This window comes from Streptomyces sp. NPDC101181, from assembly GCF_044767975.1.
Lineage (GTDB): Bacteria > Actinomycetota > Actinomycetes > Streptomycetales > Streptomycetaceae > Streptomyces.
In genome coordinates, this window is record NZ_JBIWOX010000031.1 from 27,215 (window position 1) to 46,067 (window position 18,853).

Here is an 18,853-nt window from a genome sequence, read left to right on the forward strand (position 1 = left end):
CGGGGGTCGGGGAGGTGTACGGGGGTGGCGGGCGGCTCCTACGCGCGGTCCGGGAGCCGGGGGGCGCGGCCCTCGGCGGCGGATCGCTGGGTGGGGAGCGCGGGGCCGGTGGCGGGTTCGGCTGCGGGTTCGGCTGCGGCTGAGGGTTCGGCTGCGGGTTCAGGGGTGAACGGGTCCGGGAGGCCGGTGAGTTCACGGAGCCGGGCGAGGTTCTCCCGGGTCACCTCCCACAGCGCCCGCTGCCGGTCGTGCACGTCGGCCACCGCCGCCGCGTGGTCGCCCAGCATCGCGTGCGCCCGCTCCGCGAGCCGCGCGCCGAGGTCCCGCTCGTGGACGGAGACGCCCCACTCGGGCCGGTCGATGTCGGCCAGGAAGTAGGCCAGTTTGGGGTGGGAAACCAGGCTGATGACGGGCGTGCCGCAGCCGAAGGGGATCATCCCGGCGTGCCCGCGCATCCCGATCACCAGCCGGGTGCTCCGGTAGAGGTCGCGGATCTCGTCGTTGGTGAACCGGTAGAGCGGTTCGACGGGAAGGACGAGACCGTGCTCCCGGCGCAGGTCGTCCACGAAGCGTTCGTCGGCGGGCATGTGGGCGGCGTAGCGGACCTCCGCCGAGCCGGAGAGCGCCCGGACCGCCGCCGCCATCTCGGCGAGGAAGTGCCCGTAGTCGTGGCCGAAGCGGAGCCCGGCCCGGTCGTAGGCACAGTTGATCAGCACGGTGTCCGTGCGCGCCGCCGGTCGCGCGAGGCGCGCGTCGAGGTACCGGGCGACCGTGGTGGGGCAGGGCTGGTAGCGCACCTGGTCCCGGAGGGAGGCGGGCAGCAGCTCCCGGACCCGGGCCACGGAGCCGTGGTTGCGCAGGCCGAAGAAGGCGGACCGTTCGACCAGGGCCCGCAGCGAGGCCGCGAACCGCTCCCGGCGGTAGCGCTGGCCGTCGAACACGTTGTAGCCGACGGCGAAGACCGCCAGCGGGGCGGTGATCCGGGCGAGCACGTCGTCGGGGATGTTCCACTGCCAGCCGCTGTGGCCGTTGGGCGCGGTGTCGGGGAGGAAGAGACCGCCGCCGCCCACGACGACCGCGCGCCGCGCGTTCAGCTCGTCCAGGGCGGCGTCGTCGACCAGGAGGTGCGCGTGCTGCTGGTACCAGCGGTCCGGGCCGGTGTCGGAGGTGAAGCAGCGGCGGACCGCCTCGGGGAGCACCTTGTCCCCCGCGTTCTCGTCCCCGTCGGCGAAGAGGGCGACGTGGGCCAGTTGCTGGTCGGGAGCGGTGGAGGGGGCCGGGGCCGGCTCGTGGCCCAGGCTCGGAGCGGCGGAGGGGCCCGGGTCCGGAGTGGCGGAAGGGCCCGGGGCGGTGGAGGGGGCCGGGGCCGACGCCGCTGTCCGGGGAGTCGTGCGGGCGTACCAGGCCCGGCAGTTGCTGTCGGTGGGGTCGGCGTCGAGACCGGCCAGGGCATAGGCGCGGGCGTCCTCGGTGCGGCCCAGCAGCCAGGCGAGCCGGGCGAGTTGGCCGAAGGCGCGCGGGGCGAAGTCCGGTGAGGCGGTCGCCAGCAGCAGATGCGTCTCGGCCTCCTCGTACCGGGACAGCGCCATCAGGCAGACGCCGAGCGTCTCGTGGCAGCGCGGCAGATCGGGCCGGTCCCCGACGGCCGGTCCTAGCAGGGCGACGGCCTCGTCGTGGCGGCCGCGCTGCCGGTGGACCTCGGCGAGCTGCCGTACGAGGTCGATCGGCGGACGGGACCCGGCGGGCAGCGGCAGCGCGAGGTGCAGCAGCAGATCGGGGTGCTTGGCGCCGGACAGGGCGAGGAAGGCGGCCCGGAACGCCGTGTCGTCCAGGTCGAAGCGGTCCCGGGCGGCGTGCGCGGGGGCGGTGTCGGCCGGAGGAGTGCCGGCCGGAGGAGTGCCGGTCCGAGGGGTGTCGGTCGGGGAAGTGTCCGCCGGTGGGTTGTCCGCTGACGCGGTGTCGGCTGAGACGGTGTCGGCATCCGGGTCCGCGAAGTTCAGGATGGTGACGCCCTCGGGGACCGGGAGGTCGTCGTACAGCCGCCGCGCCCGGAAGTCGTGCCGGGAGTCGAGGGGTACGAGGACGTCGTCCCCGATCTCGGTCACCGCGTCCTCACCACCGGGCGGCATCGCGGCGACGTCCTGACGCTGGATCACCAACAGGCCGTTCCGGGTGGGCCGTTGGCCCGGCCGCACCACGGCGGCCACGCCCGTACGGAGTCGCAACAGGGGGTCGAGCGGGCCCAGGACGACCATCTCCGGGGAGAGGGCGAGCACGGTGTCGTAGCCGTCGAGGCGGAACACCTCGTGGCGTCCGGCGGCCGGGCGCGGCAGGAGCCGGGGGTGCAGCCGGTGCGCGGCCGCGAAGGCGGTGTCGGGCAGACCGGGGTGCAGGACGACGACGTCCTCGCAGAGCGCCGGGTTGCTCAGGACCAGGCTGCGCAGGAGGGTCAGGAGTCCGGGGAGGTCCGCCGCGTCGGCGACGTGCACGGCGAAGGCGATACGGCGCTTGCCGGTGACGGCGCGACGGTCGTCGGCGGACTCGGCGGTCGCGGGAACGGAGGGGGCCGCAGGAGCGGAGGGGGCCGCGGGAGCGGTGGGGTCGGGGGTGGCGGGGCCGGAGAGCGTCATCTCAGGGTGATCCTCACTCCGGAGACGGCACCGGTGTCGGTGCCGGTGTCGGTGCCGTCGGGGATTCCGGCGCTTCCGTCGTCCCGGTTGTCTCCGTCTCCGTTCCCGTTCCCGTCGCCGGTGCGGGTGGCGACCCACTCCCGCTCGCGCGGCGACAGGGCCGCCGGGCCGTCGAAGCCGATGAGGTCCACCCGGGCCGGTGTGCCCAGGAAGTCGAGGAGCCGCAGCACGGTGTAGGCGGTGCTCGCCGGTTTCCCGGGGTCCGCATCCTGCGGGGCGAGTCCGAGCAGCGCCGGGTCGTGCAGCGGGCGGCGCAGCGAGGCGTCACCGATGCGGTCCTGGGCGCCGGGTACGAGCCGCCCGCGCAGGGCGAGCCGCCAGTGCGCGAGCGGGTCGCCGAACACCAGCCGGGTGCCCGCCCGCCGGTCCCAGCGGGGGCCCTGCCACGGGGTGTCGCCGAGCAGGGTGAGGGCGTGCAGGTCGGTGCGGGCGGCGGGGGGGCTGTGGCGCGGGGTGTCGCAGCGGACGACGAGGTCGTAGCCGTCGATCAGGGCGGCCAGCCGGCTGCCGGGGCGGTGCTCCTGCGCGGCGGTGCGGGGCGTGTCCGCGACCAGGCACACGGTCCGGCCCGCGACGAGGCGGCGCAGGCCGGGTACGCCGATGGGTTCGGCCCCGCCGAGCAGCGGATCGGCCATCGGGTCGCGTTCGGTGAGGCGGCGGTGCTCGGTGTACAGGGCGGCGAGCCGCCGCACCGCCGGGTGAGCGGTGCCGAGTTCGGCGGTGCGGCGGCGGACGAGGTCGGTGAAGGCGGTGCGGGCCTCGGCGGCGGGCAGCTGCCGCGAGAGCCGGACGCCGGGGTCGCCCTCCGCCGGAGCCGAGGCACCCGCCTTCCGCACCGGGTCACCCGCCTCCGGAGCCGGGTCGCCCGCCGCCCCCGCCGGAGCCGAGGCACCCGCCTCCGGGGCCGCCGCCGTCAGCGTGCCGGTCTCCGCCGGGAACAGGGCCAGCGCCTGGTCGACGCGGTCACCGGCGGCGCGCAGGGTGGCGATCCGGCGTTCGGCGTCGTACGAGGCGGTCGGGTTCTGCTGGAGCGCGAGGTGGCGTTCGTACGCCGTGATCGCCTCCTCCCCCCGGCCGAGCGCGTCCAGGGCGCGCCCGCGCAGCCGCCAGGCCCCCTTGGAACGGGCGCGCAGGGCGACCGCCTCGTCGGCGAGGGCCAGGGCGAGCCGCGTTTCGGCGTCGCCGCCGGTGTCCAGGGCGTCCTGACCGGTGCGCAGCAGCGCGTCGAACGCGTCGGCGCCGGGAGTGGAGCACGCCGTGGTCAGGGCGCCGATCGACGCGATGAGCCGGGTGCGGCGGGCGTCGGTGAGGGGGCCGGACGCGGCGAGGGCGGCGAGGTGGTCGCCGCAGAGCCGCAGGGCGGCCCCCAGTGCCGGGTCCGGGCCGCCACCGGGCCGGCGCGGTGCCGGGGACCCCGGCCGTCCCGCCAGCGCGCGTACTGACGTGAGCAGCCCGGTGAGGGTCTGGCCCATGCTCGTTCCGCCGTTCTGTGAGTCGGGCTGCGAGAGGAACGCGGCCGGGGTCAGAGGCCCAGGCTGCTGCGGGTGCGCCGCACGGTGCGGCGCAGCCGGACCGCGGCTCCCCGGGGGCCGCCGCCGGGCAGGGTGAGGCTCTGGAGGCGGCGGCGCTTGAAGTAGTGCTGGGTGGTGGGGTCGAGGCGGTCCCGCAGCCAGGCTTCGGCCTCGGGGCGCAGGTCCGGGTTGAGCTTGGCCTGCATGCAGTAGCCGACGGTCCGCACCAGCGGGGCGAGGGTGTCCGGCGCGGTGCGGGGCAGGCGCGGGACCAGGGTCCCGGCGCCCACGGCGTCCAGGTCCGGCACGAGGTGGTCGGTGATCGTCAGCGGGATCCGGTTGCTGTTCTCGTACGGGGTGATGCGGTCGAGGACCAGCCGGGTGCCGACGCGGGCGACGGGGATGCCGTAGTACGCGGCGGCGGTGAACATCGCGGTGGAGAAGCAGCCGACGACGAGGGTCGGCGCGCACCGCTCGTACAGCGTCTCGGCGAGCAACGGGCTGTCCAGCGTGGTCAGTCGGACGCCGAGCTGGGCGGCCGTCTCGTCCAGGGCGCGGGAGTAGCTGGCCGGTGCGGTGGGGTGCGGCTTGAAGAGGACCGAGGTGTGTCCGGCGCGGGCGGCTCCCCGCAACATCCTCACGTGCAGGTCCTCTTCCTCCTCCGGGGTGAGGATGGAGAGGGCGGCGAGGTACTGGCCGAGCAGCATCGCGGTGGGCGCGGCGGCCTCGGCGGCGGCGAGCCCCCGGTCCCCCTCGGCGGCGGCGGAGATCTCGGCGAGGACGGCCAGGAAGGCTTCGTCCGGGACGAGTTCGGGTTCGACGCCCGCCTCGGCGAGGAGGAGCGGGCGCAGTCCGGTGACCAGGTCCAGGTGGAGGACGCGCTGGATGCGGCAGGCGATGGACTGCGGCAGCCGGTTGCGGGTGGGGCCGTAGCTCATCAGCCCGTCGGCGTACACGTGGACGGCGCTCTCGGAGAAGATCGCGGCGAGCGCGCGGGCCGGGTTGACCTGGATGGACTCCACGGCGAGGTCGACGGGGGCGTCGGGGTGGATGTCCCAGGCGAGGCGGAAGGCCCGCTGCCACAGGACGGTCTCCTCGGAGCGGGGGCCCCAGCCGCTGGGGTGGTGCGGGCTGATCGCCTCGTTCCAGTCGACGACGGCGTCGAAGCGGGCGGCGAGGGAGCCGTAACCGCGCATCTCCTCCAGGAGGAGGGCGGTTTCGGGGACGGCCGCGTTGTTGGAGACCAGCAGGATGCGGTGGCTGTCGGCGGACCGGCCGAACTGTCCGGCGTCCAGCGCGGCGGCGAGGGTGGCCGCTCCGTACAGCGTGGACACCTGGAAGATCTGGGTGCGTACGGGCCGGGACGCGGACGTGGGCAAGGGCGCGGACGGCGACAGGGAGGAGGAGGGGGACGGCGAGGGGGACATGGGTCAGGCGGCCTTCTGGTCGGGCTGCTCGGTGGTCTGCTCGGCGGACCCGGCGGCGGGCTGCTCGGCGGAGTGTCCGGTGGGCTGCTTGGCGGGCTGCTTGGGCTGCTTGGCACGCAGACGCCGGAGCAGCGCGCCGCGGCGGTCGTCGATCGTCGTCAGGGTGCGGTCCAGCACGTCCTGCGGCATCCGGCCCAGCGCGGCGGCGGACTCGGCGCGCAACCGCCGGGCGGTGGCGGGCTCGTAGTCGTCGGCCTTCTCGTTGTGGAAGGCGATCATCGCGCAGTACGTGCGGACCGCCTTGGGCAGCAGCGCATCCGCGTCCCGGTCGGCGCGGAGCTGGTCGAGCAGCGCGTCGTAGGCGGGGAAGAAGTCGAGCTGGCGGGCGTCCTTGATCTGGGTGAGGGAGGTGGTGACCCCGCGCCGGTAGAAGATGCCGTACAGCCCGAGCGCCGCGTAGCTGCGGGCCCGCAGGTGAAGCTGCCAGATCCACAACCGGTCCTCGGCGGTGCGCAGTTCGGTGGCGAAGCGCTGGGCGCCGTCCGCGAAGAGCCGCCGGTGGTAGATCCCGGCCCACACGAAGGGGTAGTCGACCATGGTCTCGCGCTCCGGCGCGCCGATCCCCGCGCGCGGGTCGAGCACGGTGTTGCGGAGCGGGGCGGGGGCGCGCCGCACGACGCGGGTGATCCCGGTGGACTGGACGTGGTCGGTGCGGGCGAAGTCGCAGTCGAGGTCCTGGGCGGCGGTCAGCAGCCGGGCGAGGTGGCCGGGAGCGTACCAGTCGTCGCCGTCGAGGAAGGTGAGGTAGTCGCCCCGTGCCGCGTCGATGCCGCTGTTGCGGGCAGCGGCGATGCCCCGGTTCGTCCCGTGTCTGATCACCCGGGCGCCCGGCAGCCGGTCGGCCCAGTGGTCGACGATGTCCTGCGTGCCGTCCGTGGAGGCGTCATCGACCAGCAGGAACTCGATGTCCGGTTCCGTGTTGCGGGCCAGACTGCCCAGCGTGGCCGGGGCGTAGGCCGCGACATTGTGGAACGGGACGACGACGGACAGTTTCGGCACGCGTGCCCTCACCTTCGATCATGGTCCGGACAACCTAGTGACGCGGCGGAAGGAGCGGGTGACACCCGGCACGACGGCGGGTGAACACTGTGCGTCGGTGGAGTGTCCGTGTACGGGACCGGGGTGCCGGGGCGACGGTGTCCGGGCGCGGGGAGACGCGGCGCGGAACGGCGTACGCGCGGCCTCTACACGCTGCTGAGCGAGAGCTTCGCCGCGAACCCGAGGAACAGCACGCCCGCGGCCGAAGTAGCTCCGGCGGACAGCCGCTTACGGCGGCGGAAGGCGGCGGAGAGGCGGGTGCCACCGAAGATCAGCACCGACAGGTAGAGGAAGCTCGCGAGCTGGAGCAGCGTGCCCAGCACAAGGAACGACAGCGCCGGGTAGGCGTAGCCGGGGTCGACGAACTGGACGAAGAACGAGATCAGGAACAGGATCGCCTTCGGGTTGATCAGACTGACCAACAGGGCCCGGCGGTAGGGGTTCTCCGTCGCCTGGTGCGTCTCGGGCGTCCCGGCCGTATCCATCAGCTCGGCGGTACGCCGGTGCCGCTCGCGCCACAGGGACACCGCGGCCCGCAGCATCCCGATCGCCAGCCAGACCAGATAGCCCGCGCCCGCGTACTTGACGATCGCGAAGAGCAGGGGCGTGGTCTGGAGCAGCGACGCGGCCCCCAGCGCGGCGAGCGTCATGAGGACGGTGTCCCCGGTCCAGACACCGGCGGCGGAACGGTAGCCGGTGCGTACGCCGCGCCGGGCGGCGACGGAGAGCACGTAGAGCGAGTTCGGTCCCGGCAGCAGGACGATCAGCACCAGGCCGGCGAGATAGGTCGGAAGATCGGTGACACCCAGCATGGACGGAGTCTCGCACGGGCGAACCGATGCCCGTCCACCCGTTTCACCAGGCAATACAGCGTCGTACGTCACACACCGCCCGGGGCGGCGCGGCCGTCCCGGGACCGCCGTCGGAGTGCCGTGACGCGAGGCGGCCGCCCCGGGCAGGATTTGACCACCGGGTCGGGCGGGCATCCGTCCAGTGGAACTCAGGACGGATCACGCGGCCGAGGGGCCGAGGGTGGCGGGGGTGGCGCGGATGACATCGGCAGACGCGGACGGAGCGGGCCGCGCGAACGGAGCGGGCGGCGGGGGTACGGGACGTACAGACACGGGCTGCGCGGAAACTGGACGTTCGGCCACGGGCCGTGCGGAAACGGGACGTACGGGCACGGTCCGTGTGGATACCGGCATACCTGCCAGCTGCGGGGCGGGCGTCCGGGCGACCGCCGGGGTGGTGCCCAGGTCCGCGCGGCTCGCGGCGGTCTCCGCGCTGGCGCTGGCCGCCGTCGCGACGGGCTGCGGGCCCGGCACCGGAGCGGACGGTGCCCCGCCCCCGACGCGGGCCGCCCAGCCCGCCCCGGACCCGACCACGCCGCCGCCCTCCCCCGCCGCCCTGGAGGACGCCGAGCCGAGCACCGAGCCGCCTCCGAGCCCTTCGGCGTCCTCGGCCGCGCCGGTCCCGGCGACCACCCGGCCCGCCCGGCCCACCACCGGTCCGAGCACCGCCCCAGCGCCGCGGGTCCTGATGCGCGTCGGGTCCGAGGGCGGCCAAGTGCGAGAACTCCAGGCGCGGTTGCGGCAGACCGGCCACTTCGGGCGTAACCCCACCGGCTACTACGGCACCGTCACCGCCGACGCCGTGCGGTCCTTCCAGGACCGGCGGAAGCTGCCGGTCACCGGCCGCGCGGACGTGGTCACCTGGCAGCGGCTGCTCACGATGAGCCGGAACCCCACGGCCGACGAGCTGGACCCGCCGACGGAACGGCCGGTGGCCGCGCCGGACGAACGGTGCCTCAAGGGGCGGGTCCTGTGCATCAGCAAGAAGAGCCGGACGCTGGCGTGGATGATCGACGGCAAGGTCGTCTCCGCGATGGACGTCCGGTTCGGCTCGGAGTACACGCCCACGCGTGAGGGGGAGTTCCCGGTGTACTGGAAGTCCCGGGACCACGTGTCGACGCTCTACGACACCCCGATGCCGTACGCGTTGTTCTTCAGCGGCGGCCAGGCCGTGCACTACTCCGCCGACTTCGCGGCGAACGGGTACGGCGGCGCCTCGCACGGCTGCGTGAACGTACGGGACGAGAAGAAGGTGGCGGCCCTCTTCGACCAGGTGCGCAAGGACGACAAGGTCGTCATCTACTGGTGACCGGCGGCGCGGGAGCCGTGCCGTCCACGACGGGCCCGTACGGGCAGGGGTCATGCGCGTGGGAGGGAGAGGGCGCGGGCGGGACCGGGGGAACGTGTCCCGCCCGCGCCGATGCGCCGAGCCGAAGGTACGGGGGGAACCCCGGCTCGTCGCGCGGCCGATGACCAGTCGGCTCACTCTGTACTGCGCCGGGCCACCGGAAAACGTCACACCCGGTTGCGCACGACCGTCACGCGCGGGCGGAAGACCGGGTCAGCGGGCCGCTACGGGCGGCGCGGCGGCGTTCGCCGGGGCGAGCGGGACGGCGGGAGCGACCGCGTCCACCGTGTCCGCGCCGAACCGGTCCCCGGCCTCCGGGGCGGTCGGGCGCGGGACGGGGTGGAAGGAGACGGGCGGCAGTTGACCGCCACCGCCGTTGCCCGGACCGTTGTGGTCGCCGTCGTCGTCCCCGCCGGAACCGCCCGAACCGCCGGACCCTCCGCCGTTCCCGCCGCCTCCGCCGTGCTCGCCGAGGAGGCGGTCGCAGAAGCGCTCCAGGTTCCGATCGCCCTTCGCCATCTCGATGAGCTGGCGGCGGCTCCGCTCGTCCAGGGTGCCGTCGCGGAAGGCCTTGCAGGCCTTGACGGACTTCTCGTACCAGTTGCGCGACGTGTCGTCGCCGCGCCCGTCGGGCCGGTCCTCACCGCCGAGGGTGGAGCCGGAGGTGTCCTCACCGCCGGAGCCGCCCGGCCGGTCCGCGCCGCCGGTGGGATCGCCGCCGCGCTCGGGGCCGGTGGCCTCGCCGCTCGGGTCTCCGGAGTCCTCCCCGGACCCGGCGGACTCGCTCGGCGCGGGCGAGGAGGAGACCTCCGGGCCGTCGGGCGGGGACGGGTCGGCCGGGGACGGCGGGTCCTCGGTCGGCAGGTCGGACGTCAGCGGCTCGGGGGTGACGGCGGCCGATACGGACGTGGCGGGCGCGGGGGCGCCCTGGCCGCCGAACGAACCGCTGAACATGCCCGTACCGGTGGCGACCGCCACCCCGCCGAGCGTGACCCCGGCGAGCGAGACGGCCAGGCCGAAGCGGACCGGGCGGCTCCGGCGCGGGCGGCGGGCCTGCGCCGCGGGGGCCTGGCCGAGGTGGACGGAGTACAGCATTCCGGGCTGCCCGGGAAGGGCGGCACCGGCGGTGCGCCCGGCCAGGCGGTCGACGGCGCCGTCACCGTGGGCGGCCTGCCGGAAGGCGGCGAGCACGGCGTCCTCACCGGGGAGCGGGCCGCCCGCGGGGCCGCCGCCGCGGGCCGCGTCGAGGGCCTCGGCGAGCCGGAGGGCGTCGTCACGGGCCCGGTCGCCGACGGGCGCGACCGGCTCGCCGCGGAGCAGTTTCTCCGCCGCGTCCTTGTCAAGCCACTCGTCGTGCTCGTTGGCCATCACATGTCCCTCTGCGTCCATGACGGCGAATGCGTCACACCGGGAGTGGCCCCGGCGGCCGCCGCCGGACCGCCCCGACCGGGCCGCTGCGCGGGCACGGCGCGGAGCCCGGCGTCGCTGCCGTCGTCCTGTCCGGGGCCCGCGAGCGCGCCCGACACGGGACCGGGAACGGGGCCCGTCTCCGGCACCCGCTCCGGTTCGGTCTCCCGCGCCCGCTTCGGTTCCGTGCCCCGTACCCGCTCGGGCTCCGTGCGCCGTGCCCGCTCGGGCTCCGTCCCCCGTACCCGCTCGGGTTCCACTTCCGGTGCCTGTTCCGGTTCCGTTTCCCGTTCCGTTCGCGCCACCCCGTCCGGGACGACCGCGCCACCGGCCCCTCCCGCTCCTACAGCCCCTGCCCTGGCGCCGGGAAGCGGAACGGGAACGAGAACGGACTCCTGGGGGTGCTCCGCGCCGAGGAGTTCGGCCAGCCGCTTGAGGCCGCGGTGGGCGGCGGTGCGTACGGCGCCGGGGCGCTTGCCCAGGGTCCGCGCCGCGCTCTTCGCGTCGAGCCCGACGACCACGCGCAGGACGACGGCCTCGGCCTGGTCCTGGGGGAGCTGGGAGATGAGGGACATGGTGCGGTCGGTGGCCAGCGCCTCGATGGCGTCGCCGGCGGTGTCCGACTCGGCGGCCCGACCGGTCAGCTCGGTCTCGTCGCCGCCGATCGCGGGGCGGCGGCTGCGCATCCGCAGGTGGTCCAGAGCGCGGTTGCGGGCGATACGGGCGGCCCAGCCGCGGAAGCGGTCGGCATCACCGCTGAACCGGCCGAGGTCGCGGGCTATCTGCAGCCACGCCTCGGACGCCACGTCCTCGGCGTCCGGGTCCCCGACCAGCGTCCGTATGTAGCCCAACAGCCGTGGCTGCACCGCGCGGTACACAGCACGGAAGGCGTCCTCGTCCCCGTCCTGCGCCGCGAGCACCGCGGCGGTCAGCTCCGCGTCGTCCCCGAGCACTCCCCAACCCGTCCTGCTGTCTTCGTCATCGCAGCTGGTCACCACTGCTGCGCCACTCTGCGCGCCTCAGCACGCTACGTGCTCGGCGGGGGCCACGTCCATGACTTGTACAACTCGCAACAATTCGGTTTCCGGCCGCTCGGTGTGACAGAAAACGCAGTCATGGCGCAGAGATGAGTACGGGGTCGTGCTGCGACCCCGTGGAAGACGGCCGGGGCCTCTCCTGTGGGGGGTGGCGGCCCCGGTCGTCGCTCCTCTCCACCCTCGCCCACCAGGGATGCCCGACCCCGGCACCGCCATGTGACCACCGGCGGGCCCAACGCGTCGGGGCGTTCACCCGATCGACTCGGCTCAACGCGCCGCCGTCATGCTCACCTGCCGTGTCCACGCGGCGAACTGCGCGCGTACGCACACCGGCGGCCGGCCGCCGCGCCGTAACGGACCGGCCTCCCCCGGAAGGTCAGCCGGCCGCTGTGACGTGCCGGGTGAAGGTGTCGGCGAGGCGGTGGGCCGCCTACCTCAACGACGTCCAGGCGCTGGACGACGCGCTGGACAGCGTCGCCGCCGACGGCCTCGCCGAAGCGGCCGCCCCGGCCATCGTCTCGACGTGACCGCGGCGCGCGCCCGCCGCGTGGCGAGCCGAATCGCGCCGGCCCGTAGTGGCGATTGGGGATCCGGTATAAACTCGCGTCCGATCCCAGGAATCCACGCGGCCCGCTCCGCGTCCGTCGCCATGGTGATTCGGAACAGGCTTTTCCGCAGCGCGAAGAGAGACTTCGCGCTGACCGGCATGGGCTGACGCGCGGACGTTCTCACCCTTTCCTCCGCGCGCGGTCACAGAATTCGGGACGGCAGTCATTCCCCGGCGGGCGGGGCGGCCCCATGGTTTCATCCAGGTGCGCAGCCCGATCGGACCGCCCCTTTCCACCGAACCGTTCATCGGACGAGGAGACCAGAATGCAGCAGAAGCCTTTGTGTCAGATATGCGGCGGGACCGTCCGCGAGTTCTTCGACTTCGGCAGGCAGCCGCTCTCCGACCGCTTCGTCGCACCCGGTTCCGCGGCTCCGGAGTTCTTCTACCGGCTGGCCGTGGGCATGTGCGAGGAGTGCACGATGGTGCAGCTCATGGAGGAGGTGCCGCGGGACGAGATGTTCCACGCGGAGTACCCCTACCACTCCTCCGGTTCGCGGGTGATGCAGGAGCATTTCACTCAGGTCGCCCGGACGTTCCTCGATACGGAACTGAAGGGACCGGACCCCTTCATCGTGGAGTTGGGGTGCAATGACGGAGTCATGCTGAGGACCGTCTCCGCATCCGGGGTCCGGCATCTGGGGGTCGAGCCGTCGGGGAGTGTCGCGGATGTCGCCGCGGCCAGTGGAATCCGGGTCCGTAAGGACTTCTTCGAGGACGCGACGGCCGCCGCGATCCTGTCCGAGGAAGGTCCGGCGGATGTCATTTACGCCGCCAACACCCTCTGCCACATCCCCTATATGGATTCCGTGCTGCGCGGAGTCCACACCCTGCTGGCGCCGGACGGTGTCTTCGTCTTCGAGGACCCCTATTTCGCCGACATCGTGGCCCGTACGTCCTTCGACCAGATCTACGACGAGCACTTCTACTTCTTCACCCTGCGCTCGGTGCGCGCGATGGCCGCCCGGCACGGCCTCGAACTGGTCGACGCCGAGCGGCTGCCGGTGCACGGGGGCGAGGTCCGGTACACCCTGGCCAGGGCCGGGGCGCGGCAGCCGTCCGCGGAGGTGGCGCGGCTGCTCGCCGAGGAGGACGCCCAGGGGCTGACCGAGTTCGCCACCCTGGAGCGGTTCGCCGCGGCGGTGGAGGAGCGCCGGGACGAACTGGTCGCCCTGCTGCGCCGACTGCGGGACGAGGGCCGCCACGTGGTGGGCTACGGGGCGACGGCCAAGAGCGCCACCGTGCTGAACTACTGCGGGATCGGCGAGGACCTGCTCGCGTACGTCAGCGACAGCACCCCGGCCAAGCAGGGCCGTCTGACGCCCGGTTCGCACATCCCGGTGCTGCCTCCCGAGCGGTTCCGCTCCCGCTACCCGGACTACGCGGTGCTCTTCGCCTGGAACCACGCCGAGGAGATCATGGCGAACGAGGAGGAGTTCCGGGCCGCGGGCGGCCAGTGGATCGGTTACGTGCCCCGCGTCCACGTGGTGTGACGGCGGCTCGCCGGACGGCGAGGGGGGCGCGGCGCCGGTGTCCGGCTCCGCGCCCCCCTTTCGCGCTCACTCCCAGCGGAAGGTGAGGGCGGCCACCACCGAACCGGCCACCCCCGCCACCAGGAGGCTGACCAGGTGCGCCAGTTCCGGGGTCGCCCCGGCCCAGGTCGCCCCCAGCGCCTTGAGGCCCGCTCCGTAGGGCAGGTACTCCCCCACGGTCCGCAGGGCGGACGGGAGGCTGTCGGGGTCGCCCAGGCCGCCCCCGACGGCCATCGTGCCGAAGAACAGCACGAAGCCCGCCGCGACCACCACGTTGGGCGACGGGGCCACGGCGGCCACCAGCAGGCCCACGCCGTACATGGCGAACGCCACCAGGAGGAAGACCAGCAGCGAGGTGAGGACGTTCTCGGGCATCCCCGCGTCGAACGCGGTGGCCCCGACGATCAGGGCCAGGCAAATGCCCAGGACGGAGGTCAGCAGGTTGGTCACCGTCTGCGCGACGAGCAGGGCGATGGGCCGGACCGGGGTGACCGAGAGGCGGCGCAGGACGCCGAGCTGGCGAGACTGGGCCATGTTCGTCGGCAGGAAGATCAGGGCCAGCATGCTGACGATCATCAGCAGGGTCATCGGCATCAGCGTGACGTCCAGGAAGGAGCGTCCGCTGTGGTCCCGGGAGGGCCGGTCGGCCGAGTCCCCCATGGCGTTCATCGTGAGGATCAGCAGCGGCAGGCCGAGCGGCAGCAGCAGCTGCGCGCTGTCCCGCAGGTCGAGCAGTGCCTGCATCCTGGTCAGCCGGATGAATCCGTTCGTGCTGCTCATGCGTCCGCTCCTTCGCTGTCGGGGTGGCCCCCGAGCGGCCGTCCGGTCAGGCTGAGGTAGGCGTCCTCCAGGGTCGTGGCCTCGGTCCGTACCCCGTCGGTGCTCACGCCCTGGCGTGCCAGCTCGGCCTCCACCGCGCCGGTGAGACCGTCGCGCCCGGTGACCGTGACCGTCCGGCCCTCGACGACGACGTCGGCCACCTCGTCCAGGGCCGACAGGGCCGCCCGGTCCACCGGGTCGGCGCTGCGGAAGCGCAGCCGCCGGCCGCCGGACACGTCGGAGATGAGGGCGGCCGGGGTGTCGAGCGCGGCGATCCGGCCCTGGTCGATGAGGGCGATCCGGTCGCACAGGCGCTCGGCCTCCTCCATGAAGTGGGTGACCAGCACCACCGTGACGCCCCGGTCGCGGACCTGCTCGACCACTTGCCAGGTGTCCCGGCGGGCCCGCGGGTCGAGGCCGGTGGTGAGCTCGTCGAGGATGGCGACCTTCGGGTTGCCCACCAGGGCCAGGGCGATCGACAGGCGCTGCTGCTGGCCGCCGGAGAGCGCCTTGACGGCGGTCTTGCGCTTGGCCTCCAGGTCGAAGTCGTGCAGCAGCCGCCCGGGGTCGGCGGGGTCGCGGTAGAAGGAGGCGTACAGGTCCAGTGCCTCGGCGACCCGGAGGCGTTCGGGGAGTCTGCTCTCCTGCAACTGGACACCGAGCACCTGGCGCAGTTCCGTCCGTTCGGTGCGGGGGTCGAGTCCCAGGACCCGGACGTGGCCCGCGTCGGGGGTGCGGATGCCCGCGACACACTCGACGGTGGTGGTCTTGCCCGCGCCGTTGGGACCGAGGATGCCGAAGATCTCGCCCTCCGCCACCTCGAAGTCCACTCCCTTCACGGCCTGGGTCGCGCCGTAGGACTTGGTCAGTCCGGCCACTTCGATGAGGGCCATCGCCTCGTTCTCCTCACTCGTTGTCGGTCGTTGTTCGTACGCTTCGACGGCCGCCCGGCCGCCACCGGGTGGGGTGGCGCGTCAGCGGATCGGCGGGCGGATGGGGACGTCGCGTACCAGGTACCAGGTCAGCAGCGCCCCGACGGCGGCTATGCACAGCAGGCCCAGGACCGCCCAGGCGAGCGGCAGTCGGTCGGCGAAGGCCGGGAGGGCCCCGAGGGCGACGCTGCCGCGGCCCAGCAGGACGTCCCCCGGGAAGATCAGCAGCGTGGCGAACGGCACCACCAGCAGGCCCCGGGCGGAGAAGCGGTAGACGCAGGCGGCGGCGAACGCGCCGCCCACCAGCCACACCAGGTGCGCCAGCCAGCTCTCCAGCAGGTAGGAGGGCAGGGAGCCGAAGCCCCAGTCGTGCGGCTGGTCGGCCACGGTGTAGACCATGACCTCCAGACCGAGCCCGGCGGTGAACAGCGCCGCGGTGACGCCGGCGATGGCGACCGCGAACACGAGCGCCTGCCGGCTGAAGGCCCTGCGGGTTATGGAGTTGGACACGTAGAGCGGCAGGCTGTGCCACGTCAGGTGGGCGCCGATCACCAGGCAGTACGTCCGTACCCAGGCGTCGTAGGAGGGCATGACGCCGTCGGCGTCCGGGCCCTGCTCGGTCAGCAGCGCGGACGAGATGGTCATGGCGAGGACCACCACGCTCAGCACGCACCAGGCGACACAGCTGACCCGCGTCCAGTAGCGCAGGAGCAGGCGCAGCGCCGTCCCCCGCCAGGGCGGTGCGGGAGCGGTGCTCATCGGTCGCGCTCCCCCATGTCACGGATGAGGTGGCTGAAGAGGTCCTGGAGGCCGATGGGGCCCAGGTCCAGGTTCATGGACCAGGCGCGGGCGTGGCGGTCGGCGCCCAGCTCCCCGAAGATCACGACCGACTTGGTGTAGCCGAGCAGCCGCTCGTCCAGGACCTGGAGGCCCTGGACGAAGGTGTCCACCAGGTCGGCGGGGCCGGTGACCTGGCAGCCCTGCGCCCGGAGCGCCTCGGTCTCGCCGCGGGCCACCAGCCTGCCCGCGTCGAGCATCACCACCTCCTCGAAGACGGAGCCGAGCTCCTCCACCAGGTGGGTCGAGACGATCACGGTGCGCGGGCGGGCCATGTAGTCGGCGAGCAGTTCGTCGTAGAAGACGTGGCGGGCGGGGACGTCCATGACGGCGTGGACCTCGTCGAACATGGTCACCGGGGCCTGGGAGGCGAGTCCCGCGATGACGCCGACGGCGGCGCGCTCGCCTTCCGAGAGGGCCCTGATGCGCTTGTCCGGGGCTATGCGGAAACGTTCGGTCAGATGCTCGGCGTAGTCGCTGTCCCAGTCGGGGCGTAACGCGGAGGCGAAGCCCAGCGCGTCCCGCACCCGGCCCAGCTCGTCGGGGAAGTGGAACCGGCCGCGCACCAGGCAGACCTTGGCCGCGGCGGTCTCGTTCTCGAAGACCGGCTCGCCACCGACGCGTACGGTGCCCGAGTCGGGGCGGCGCAGCCCCGCCAGGACGGACATCAGGCTGCTCTTGCCCGAGCCGTTGCGGCCGATCAGGCCGTAGATCCGGCCCCCGCCCAGGTGCAGCGAGAGGTTGTCCAGGACCACCCGGCGCCCGATGGTGAGCCGCAGGTCCCGCACCGAGACCGCGGTGCTCATCTCTCGCCCCGCCGCGCGGCGCCGTGCGCCGCTTCGGCGTCCTCGGCCCGCCGCAGCCGCTCGACGACCTCGTCGAGCGGTACGCCGATGGTCCGCGCCTCCGCCACCATCGCGTCGACGACCTCGGTGAAGAAACGCTCCCGGCGCTGCCCCAGCAGGACCGACCGGGCGGCCGGTGTGACGAACATGCCGATTCCCCTCTTCTTGTAGAGCAGGCCCTCGTCCACGAGCTGCTGGTACGCCTTGGCGACCGTCGCCGGGTTGATCCGGTGGAACGTGGCGTACTGCGTGGTGGACGTGACCGGCTCGTCGTCGCTCAGCGCGCCGTTGACGATGTCGGCGCGCACGCGCTCGGCGACCTGGAGGTAGATCGGTGACCTCTCGTCGAACATGCCGCCCTCCCTACCTCTGTGGTCCACTACTCGACTAATGAACCATAGGGACGGGGGTGGCCCCACTGTCAAGAGGACCGCGGATCAGGCGGCCTGACGGTCGGTCATCCGTTCCATCGGCGCATCACCAGGACCGCGTTGTGGCCGCCGAAACCGAACGAGTGACTGACCGCCACCTCGACGGGGTGCTCCTGGGGCGTGTGCGGTACGAAGTTGATCCCGGGGAACTCGGGGTCGTCGCAGTTGATGGTCGGCGGCACCAGGCCCGTGCCCAGCACCTCGCTGATCACGGCCGCCTCCACCGCCCCGCCCGCCGCGAGCAGGTGGCCGGTCATGCTCTTGGTGGAGCTGACCGGCACCTGCCCGGCCCGCTCCCCGTAGACCCGGCGCAGCGCCGCCACCTCACTGGCGTCGTTGAGCTGGGTCCCGGTGCCGTGCGCGTTGACGTACCCGACCTCGGCGGTGGTCAGGCGGGCCGCCGCCAGCGACTCCCGCATGGCGCGGTCCATCTGTGCCCCGTCGGGCGCGGGGGCCGTCAGGTGGTGGGCGTCGGTGGTGGCGGCGTACCCCACGACTTCGGCGCGGACGGGGGCGCCGCGCCGCACGGCGTGCTCCGCGCTCTCCAGGACGAGCACGCCCGCCCCGGCCCCGATGACGAACCCGTCCCGGTCCCGGTCGAAGGGGCGGGAGGCGGCGGCGGGTTCGCCGGTGCGGCGGGAGAGCACCCGGGCGCGGGCCGCGGCGGCCAGCTCCAGCCTCCCGAAGGCGTCCATGCCCCCGGCGACGGCCACGTCCGCCCGGCCCTCCCGGATCCAGCGGGCCGCCTCGCCCAGGCACATGGTGCCCGTGGCGCAGGCGGCGACCATCTCGGCGGAAGGCCCCCGGGCGCCGAGGGCGAGGGCGAGTTCGGCGGCCGCGCTGATGCCCATCGTCGGGAACACGTGGGGGCTGACTCCCCCGTACCCCTCCGCCGCCATCGCCGCCGCGTTGCCGGACGCGATACGGGTCGAGCCGATGATCGAGCCGACCGCGACCCCGACGCGCGGGGCGAGCGCGTCGTCCAGTTCGAGTCCCGCCTCCGCCAGGGCCATACGGGCCGCCGCGATCCCCGCCTGGATCGTCCAGTCGGTACGCCGCACGGTGGGCCGGGGCACATGGGCGAGGGGGTCGAAGCCGCGCACCTCCGCCCCGATGCGCACGGGCAGGTCGTCGACCTCGAAGCCGGTGACCTCGCCGACCCCGCTCCGGCCCGCGAGCAGCCCCTCCCAGGTGGCCGCCCAGTCGGGCCCGAGCGGTGTCACCGCTCCCCGGCCCGTCACCACCACGCGCCGGCCGTGCGCACCGTCCGTCCGGTCACCGTTCACAGCTGGTCCCCTCTCTGCTCTCTGCCTGTCACGCCTCGGCCGGGTCCTTCCGCCGGGTCAGGCCGCGGCGGCCGGTCTCGCGCGGTGCTGTGCGGTGAGGTGGACGATCCGCTGCACGGCGTCGGCCGGGGAGGGCATCGCGTGCAGGTCCGCCTGGAGCCGCCGGGCCCCGGCCGTGAACGAGGGGTCCGCCAG

General features: G+C 73.9%; 16 protein-coding genes. 3 read left to right on the forward strand and 13 right to left on the reverse strand.

Annotated features, from left to right (window positions below; translation table 11 throughout):
* Positions 1 to 38 precede the first annotated feature (38 nt).
* From ACIRRU_RS29565 to leuE, 5 genes are all read right to left on the reverse strand, one after another.
* A complete protein-coding gene (locus ACIRRU_RS29565; RefSeq protein WP_403685461.1) occupies positions 39 to 2,630 on the reverse strand; it encodes a polysaccharide pyruvyl transferase family protein in 2,592 nt (863 codons plus the stop codon).
* Entirely contained in the window at positions 2,627 to 4,162 is a 1,536-nt protein-coding gene (locus ACIRRU_RS29570; protein ID WP_403685463.1) for a tetratricopeptide repeat protein, read from the reverse strand. Before ACIRRU_RS29570 ends, ACIRRU_RS29565 begins: the two co-directional genes overlap by 4 nt.
* A gap of 50 nt (positions 4,163 to 4,212) precedes the next feature.
* Positions 4,213 to 5,628: a polysialyltransferase family glycosyltransferase gene (locus ACIRRU_RS29575; RefSeq protein ID WP_403685465.1), complete on the reverse strand. Its 1,416-nt coding sequence runs from the start codon at positions 5,626 to 5,628 to the stop codon at positions 4,213 to 4,215.
* A gap of 3 nt (positions 5,629 to 5,631) precedes the next feature.
* Positions 5,632 to 6,687, reverse strand: coding sequence for a glycosyltransferase family 2 protein (locus ACIRRU_RS29580; RefSeq protein WP_403685466.1), 1,056 nt, complete (start codon positions 6,685 to 6,687; stop codon positions 5,632 to 5,634).
* A gap of 185 nt (positions 6,688 to 6,872) precedes the next feature.
* Positions 6,873 to 7,538, reverse strand: coding sequence for a leucine efflux protein LeuE (leuE, locus tag ACIRRU_RS29585; RefSeq protein ID WP_403685467.1), 666 nt, complete (start codon positions 7,536 to 7,538; stop codon positions 6,873 to 6,875).
* Between the two features lie 433 nt (positions 7,539 to 7,971).
* On the opposite strand from leuE, the gene ACIRRU_RS29590 reads away from it, so the two are divergent.
* Complete coding sequence (locus tag ACIRRU_RS29590; protein WP_403685488.1) at positions 7,972 to 8,886, forward strand: peptidoglycan-binding protein; 915 nt, start codon at positions 7,972 to 7,974, stop codon at positions 8,884 to 8,886.
* A gap of 252 nt (positions 8,887 to 9,138) precedes the next feature.
* Here ACIRRU_RS29590 and ACIRRU_RS29595 read toward each other — a convergent pair whose 3' ends face one another.
* Positions 9,139 to 10,314 (reverse strand): hypothetical protein, encoded by a 1,176-nt coding sequence (locus ACIRRU_RS29595; RefSeq protein ID WP_403685469.1) that lies wholly within the window; start codon positions 10,312 to 10,314, stop codon positions 9,139 to 9,141.
* Entirely contained in the window at positions 10,293 to 11,285 is a 993-nt protein-coding gene (locus ACIRRU_RS29600; RefSeq protein WP_403685470.1) for a sigma-70 family RNA polymerase sigma factor, read from the reverse strand. The genes ACIRRU_RS29595 and ACIRRU_RS29600 overlap by 22 nt, the downstream gene beginning before the upstream one ends.
* A 473-nt stretch (positions 11,286 to 11,758) precedes the next feature.
* Between ACIRRU_RS29600 and ACIRRU_RS29605 the strand changes: the two genes are divergently transcribed.
* Positions 11,759 to 11,896, forward strand: coding sequence for a hypothetical protein (locus tag ACIRRU_RS29605; RefSeq protein WP_403685471.1), 138 nt, complete (start codon positions 11,759 to 11,761; stop codon positions 11,894 to 11,896).
* A gap of 346 nt (positions 11,897 to 12,242) precedes the next feature.
* Positions 12,243 to 13,469: a methyltransferase domain-containing protein gene (locus ACIRRU_RS29610; RefSeq protein ID WP_403685473.1), complete on the forward strand. Its 1,227-nt coding sequence runs from the start codon at positions 12,243 to 12,245 to the stop codon at positions 13,467 to 13,469.
* A gap of 66 nt (positions 13,470 to 13,535) precedes the next feature.
* On the opposite strand, the gene ACIRRU_RS29615 is transcribed toward ACIRRU_RS29610, so the two are convergent.
* The 6 genes from ACIRRU_RS29615 to ACIRRU_RS29640 form a co-directional block, all read right to left on the reverse strand.
* Positions 13,536 to 14,288 (reverse strand): ABC transporter permease, encoded by a 753-nt coding sequence (locus ACIRRU_RS29615; protein WP_403685474.1) that lies wholly within the window; start codon positions 14,286 to 14,288, stop codon positions 13,536 to 13,538.
* Positions 14,285 to 15,220 (reverse strand): ABC transporter ATP-binding protein, encoded by a 936-nt coding sequence (locus ACIRRU_RS29620; protein ID WP_363205025.1) that lies wholly within the window; start codon positions 15,218 to 15,220, stop codon positions 14,285 to 14,287. Before ACIRRU_RS29620 ends, ACIRRU_RS29615 begins: the two co-directional genes overlap by 4 nt.
* Positions 15,221 to 15,301: 81 nt before the next feature.
* Complete coding sequence (locus ACIRRU_RS29625) at positions 15,302 to 16,018, reverse strand: hypothetical protein (RefSeq protein WP_403685476.1); 717 nt, start codon at positions 16,016 to 16,018, stop codon at positions 15,302 to 15,304.
* Positions 16,015 to 16,902: an ATP-binding cassette domain-containing protein gene (locus tag ACIRRU_RS29630; protein WP_403685477.1), complete on the reverse strand. Its 888-nt coding sequence runs from the start codon at positions 16,900 to 16,902 to the stop codon at positions 16,015 to 16,017. The genes ACIRRU_RS29625 and ACIRRU_RS29630 overlap by 4 nt, the downstream gene beginning before the upstream one ends.
* The gene (locus ACIRRU_RS29635) at positions 16,899 to 17,294 is read right to left on the reverse strand and encodes a GntR family transcriptional regulator (RefSeq protein WP_403685479.1); all 396 of its coding nucleotides are present in this window, start codon (positions 17,292 to 17,294) and stop codon (positions 16,899 to 16,901) included. The genes ACIRRU_RS29630 and ACIRRU_RS29635 overlap by 4 nt, the downstream gene beginning before the upstream one ends.
* Positions 17,295 to 17,398: 104 nt before the next feature.
* On the reverse strand, positions 17,399 to 18,658 hold the full coding sequence (locus ACIRRU_RS29640) for a beta-ketoacyl-[acyl-carrier-protein] synthase family protein (RefSeq protein WP_403685480.1): 1,260 nt from the start codon (positions 18,656 to 18,658) through the stop codon (positions 17,399 to 17,401).
* Between the last annotated feature and the right edge of the window lie 195 nt (positions 18,659 to 18,853).

Coding starts and splice junctions, on each gene's coding strand:
- ACIRRU_RS29630 (WP_403685477.1), bottom strand. CDS start 16,902: ATGAGCACCGCGGTCTCGGTGCGGGACCTGCGGCTCACCATCGGGCGC.
- ACIRRU_RS29620 (WP_363205025.1), bottom strand. CDS start 15,220: ATGGCCCTCATCGAAGTGGCCGGACTGACCAAGTCCTACGGCGCGACC.
- ACIRRU_RS29595 (WP_403685469.1), bottom strand. CDS start 10,314: ATGGACGCAGAGGGACATGTGATGGCCAACGAGCACGACGAGTGGCTT.
- leuE (WP_403685467.1), bottom strand. CDS start 7,538: ATGCTGGGTGTCACCGATCTTCCGACCTATCTCGCCGGCCTGGTGCTG.
- ACIRRU_RS29625 (WP_403685476.1), bottom strand. CDS start 16,018: ATGAGCACCGCTCCCGCACCGCCCTGGCGGGGGACGGCGCTGCGCCTG.
- ACIRRU_RS29610 (WP_403685473.1), top strand. CDS start 12,243: ATGCAGCAGAAGCCTTTGTGTCAGATATGCGGCGGGACCGTCCGCGAG.
- ACIRRU_RS29615 (WP_403685474.1), bottom strand. CDS start 14,288: ATGAGCAGCACGAACGGATTCATCCGGCTGACCAGGATGCAGGCACTG.
- ACIRRU_RS29635 (WP_403685479.1), bottom strand. CDS start 17,294: ATGTTCGACGAGAGGTCACCGATCTACCTCCAGGTCGCCGAGCGCGTG.
- ACIRRU_RS29575 (WP_403685465.1), bottom strand. CDS start 5,628: ATGTCCCCCTCGCCGTCCCCCTCCTCCTCCCTGTCGCCGTCCGCGCCC.
- ACIRRU_RS29565 (WP_403685461.1), bottom strand. CDS start 2,630: ATGACGCTCTCCGGCCCCGCCACCCCCGACCCCACCGCTCCCGCGGCC.
- ACIRRU_RS29570 (WP_403685463.1), bottom strand. CDS start 4,162: ATGGGCCAGACCCTCACCGGGCTGCTCACGTCAGTACGCGCGCTGGCG.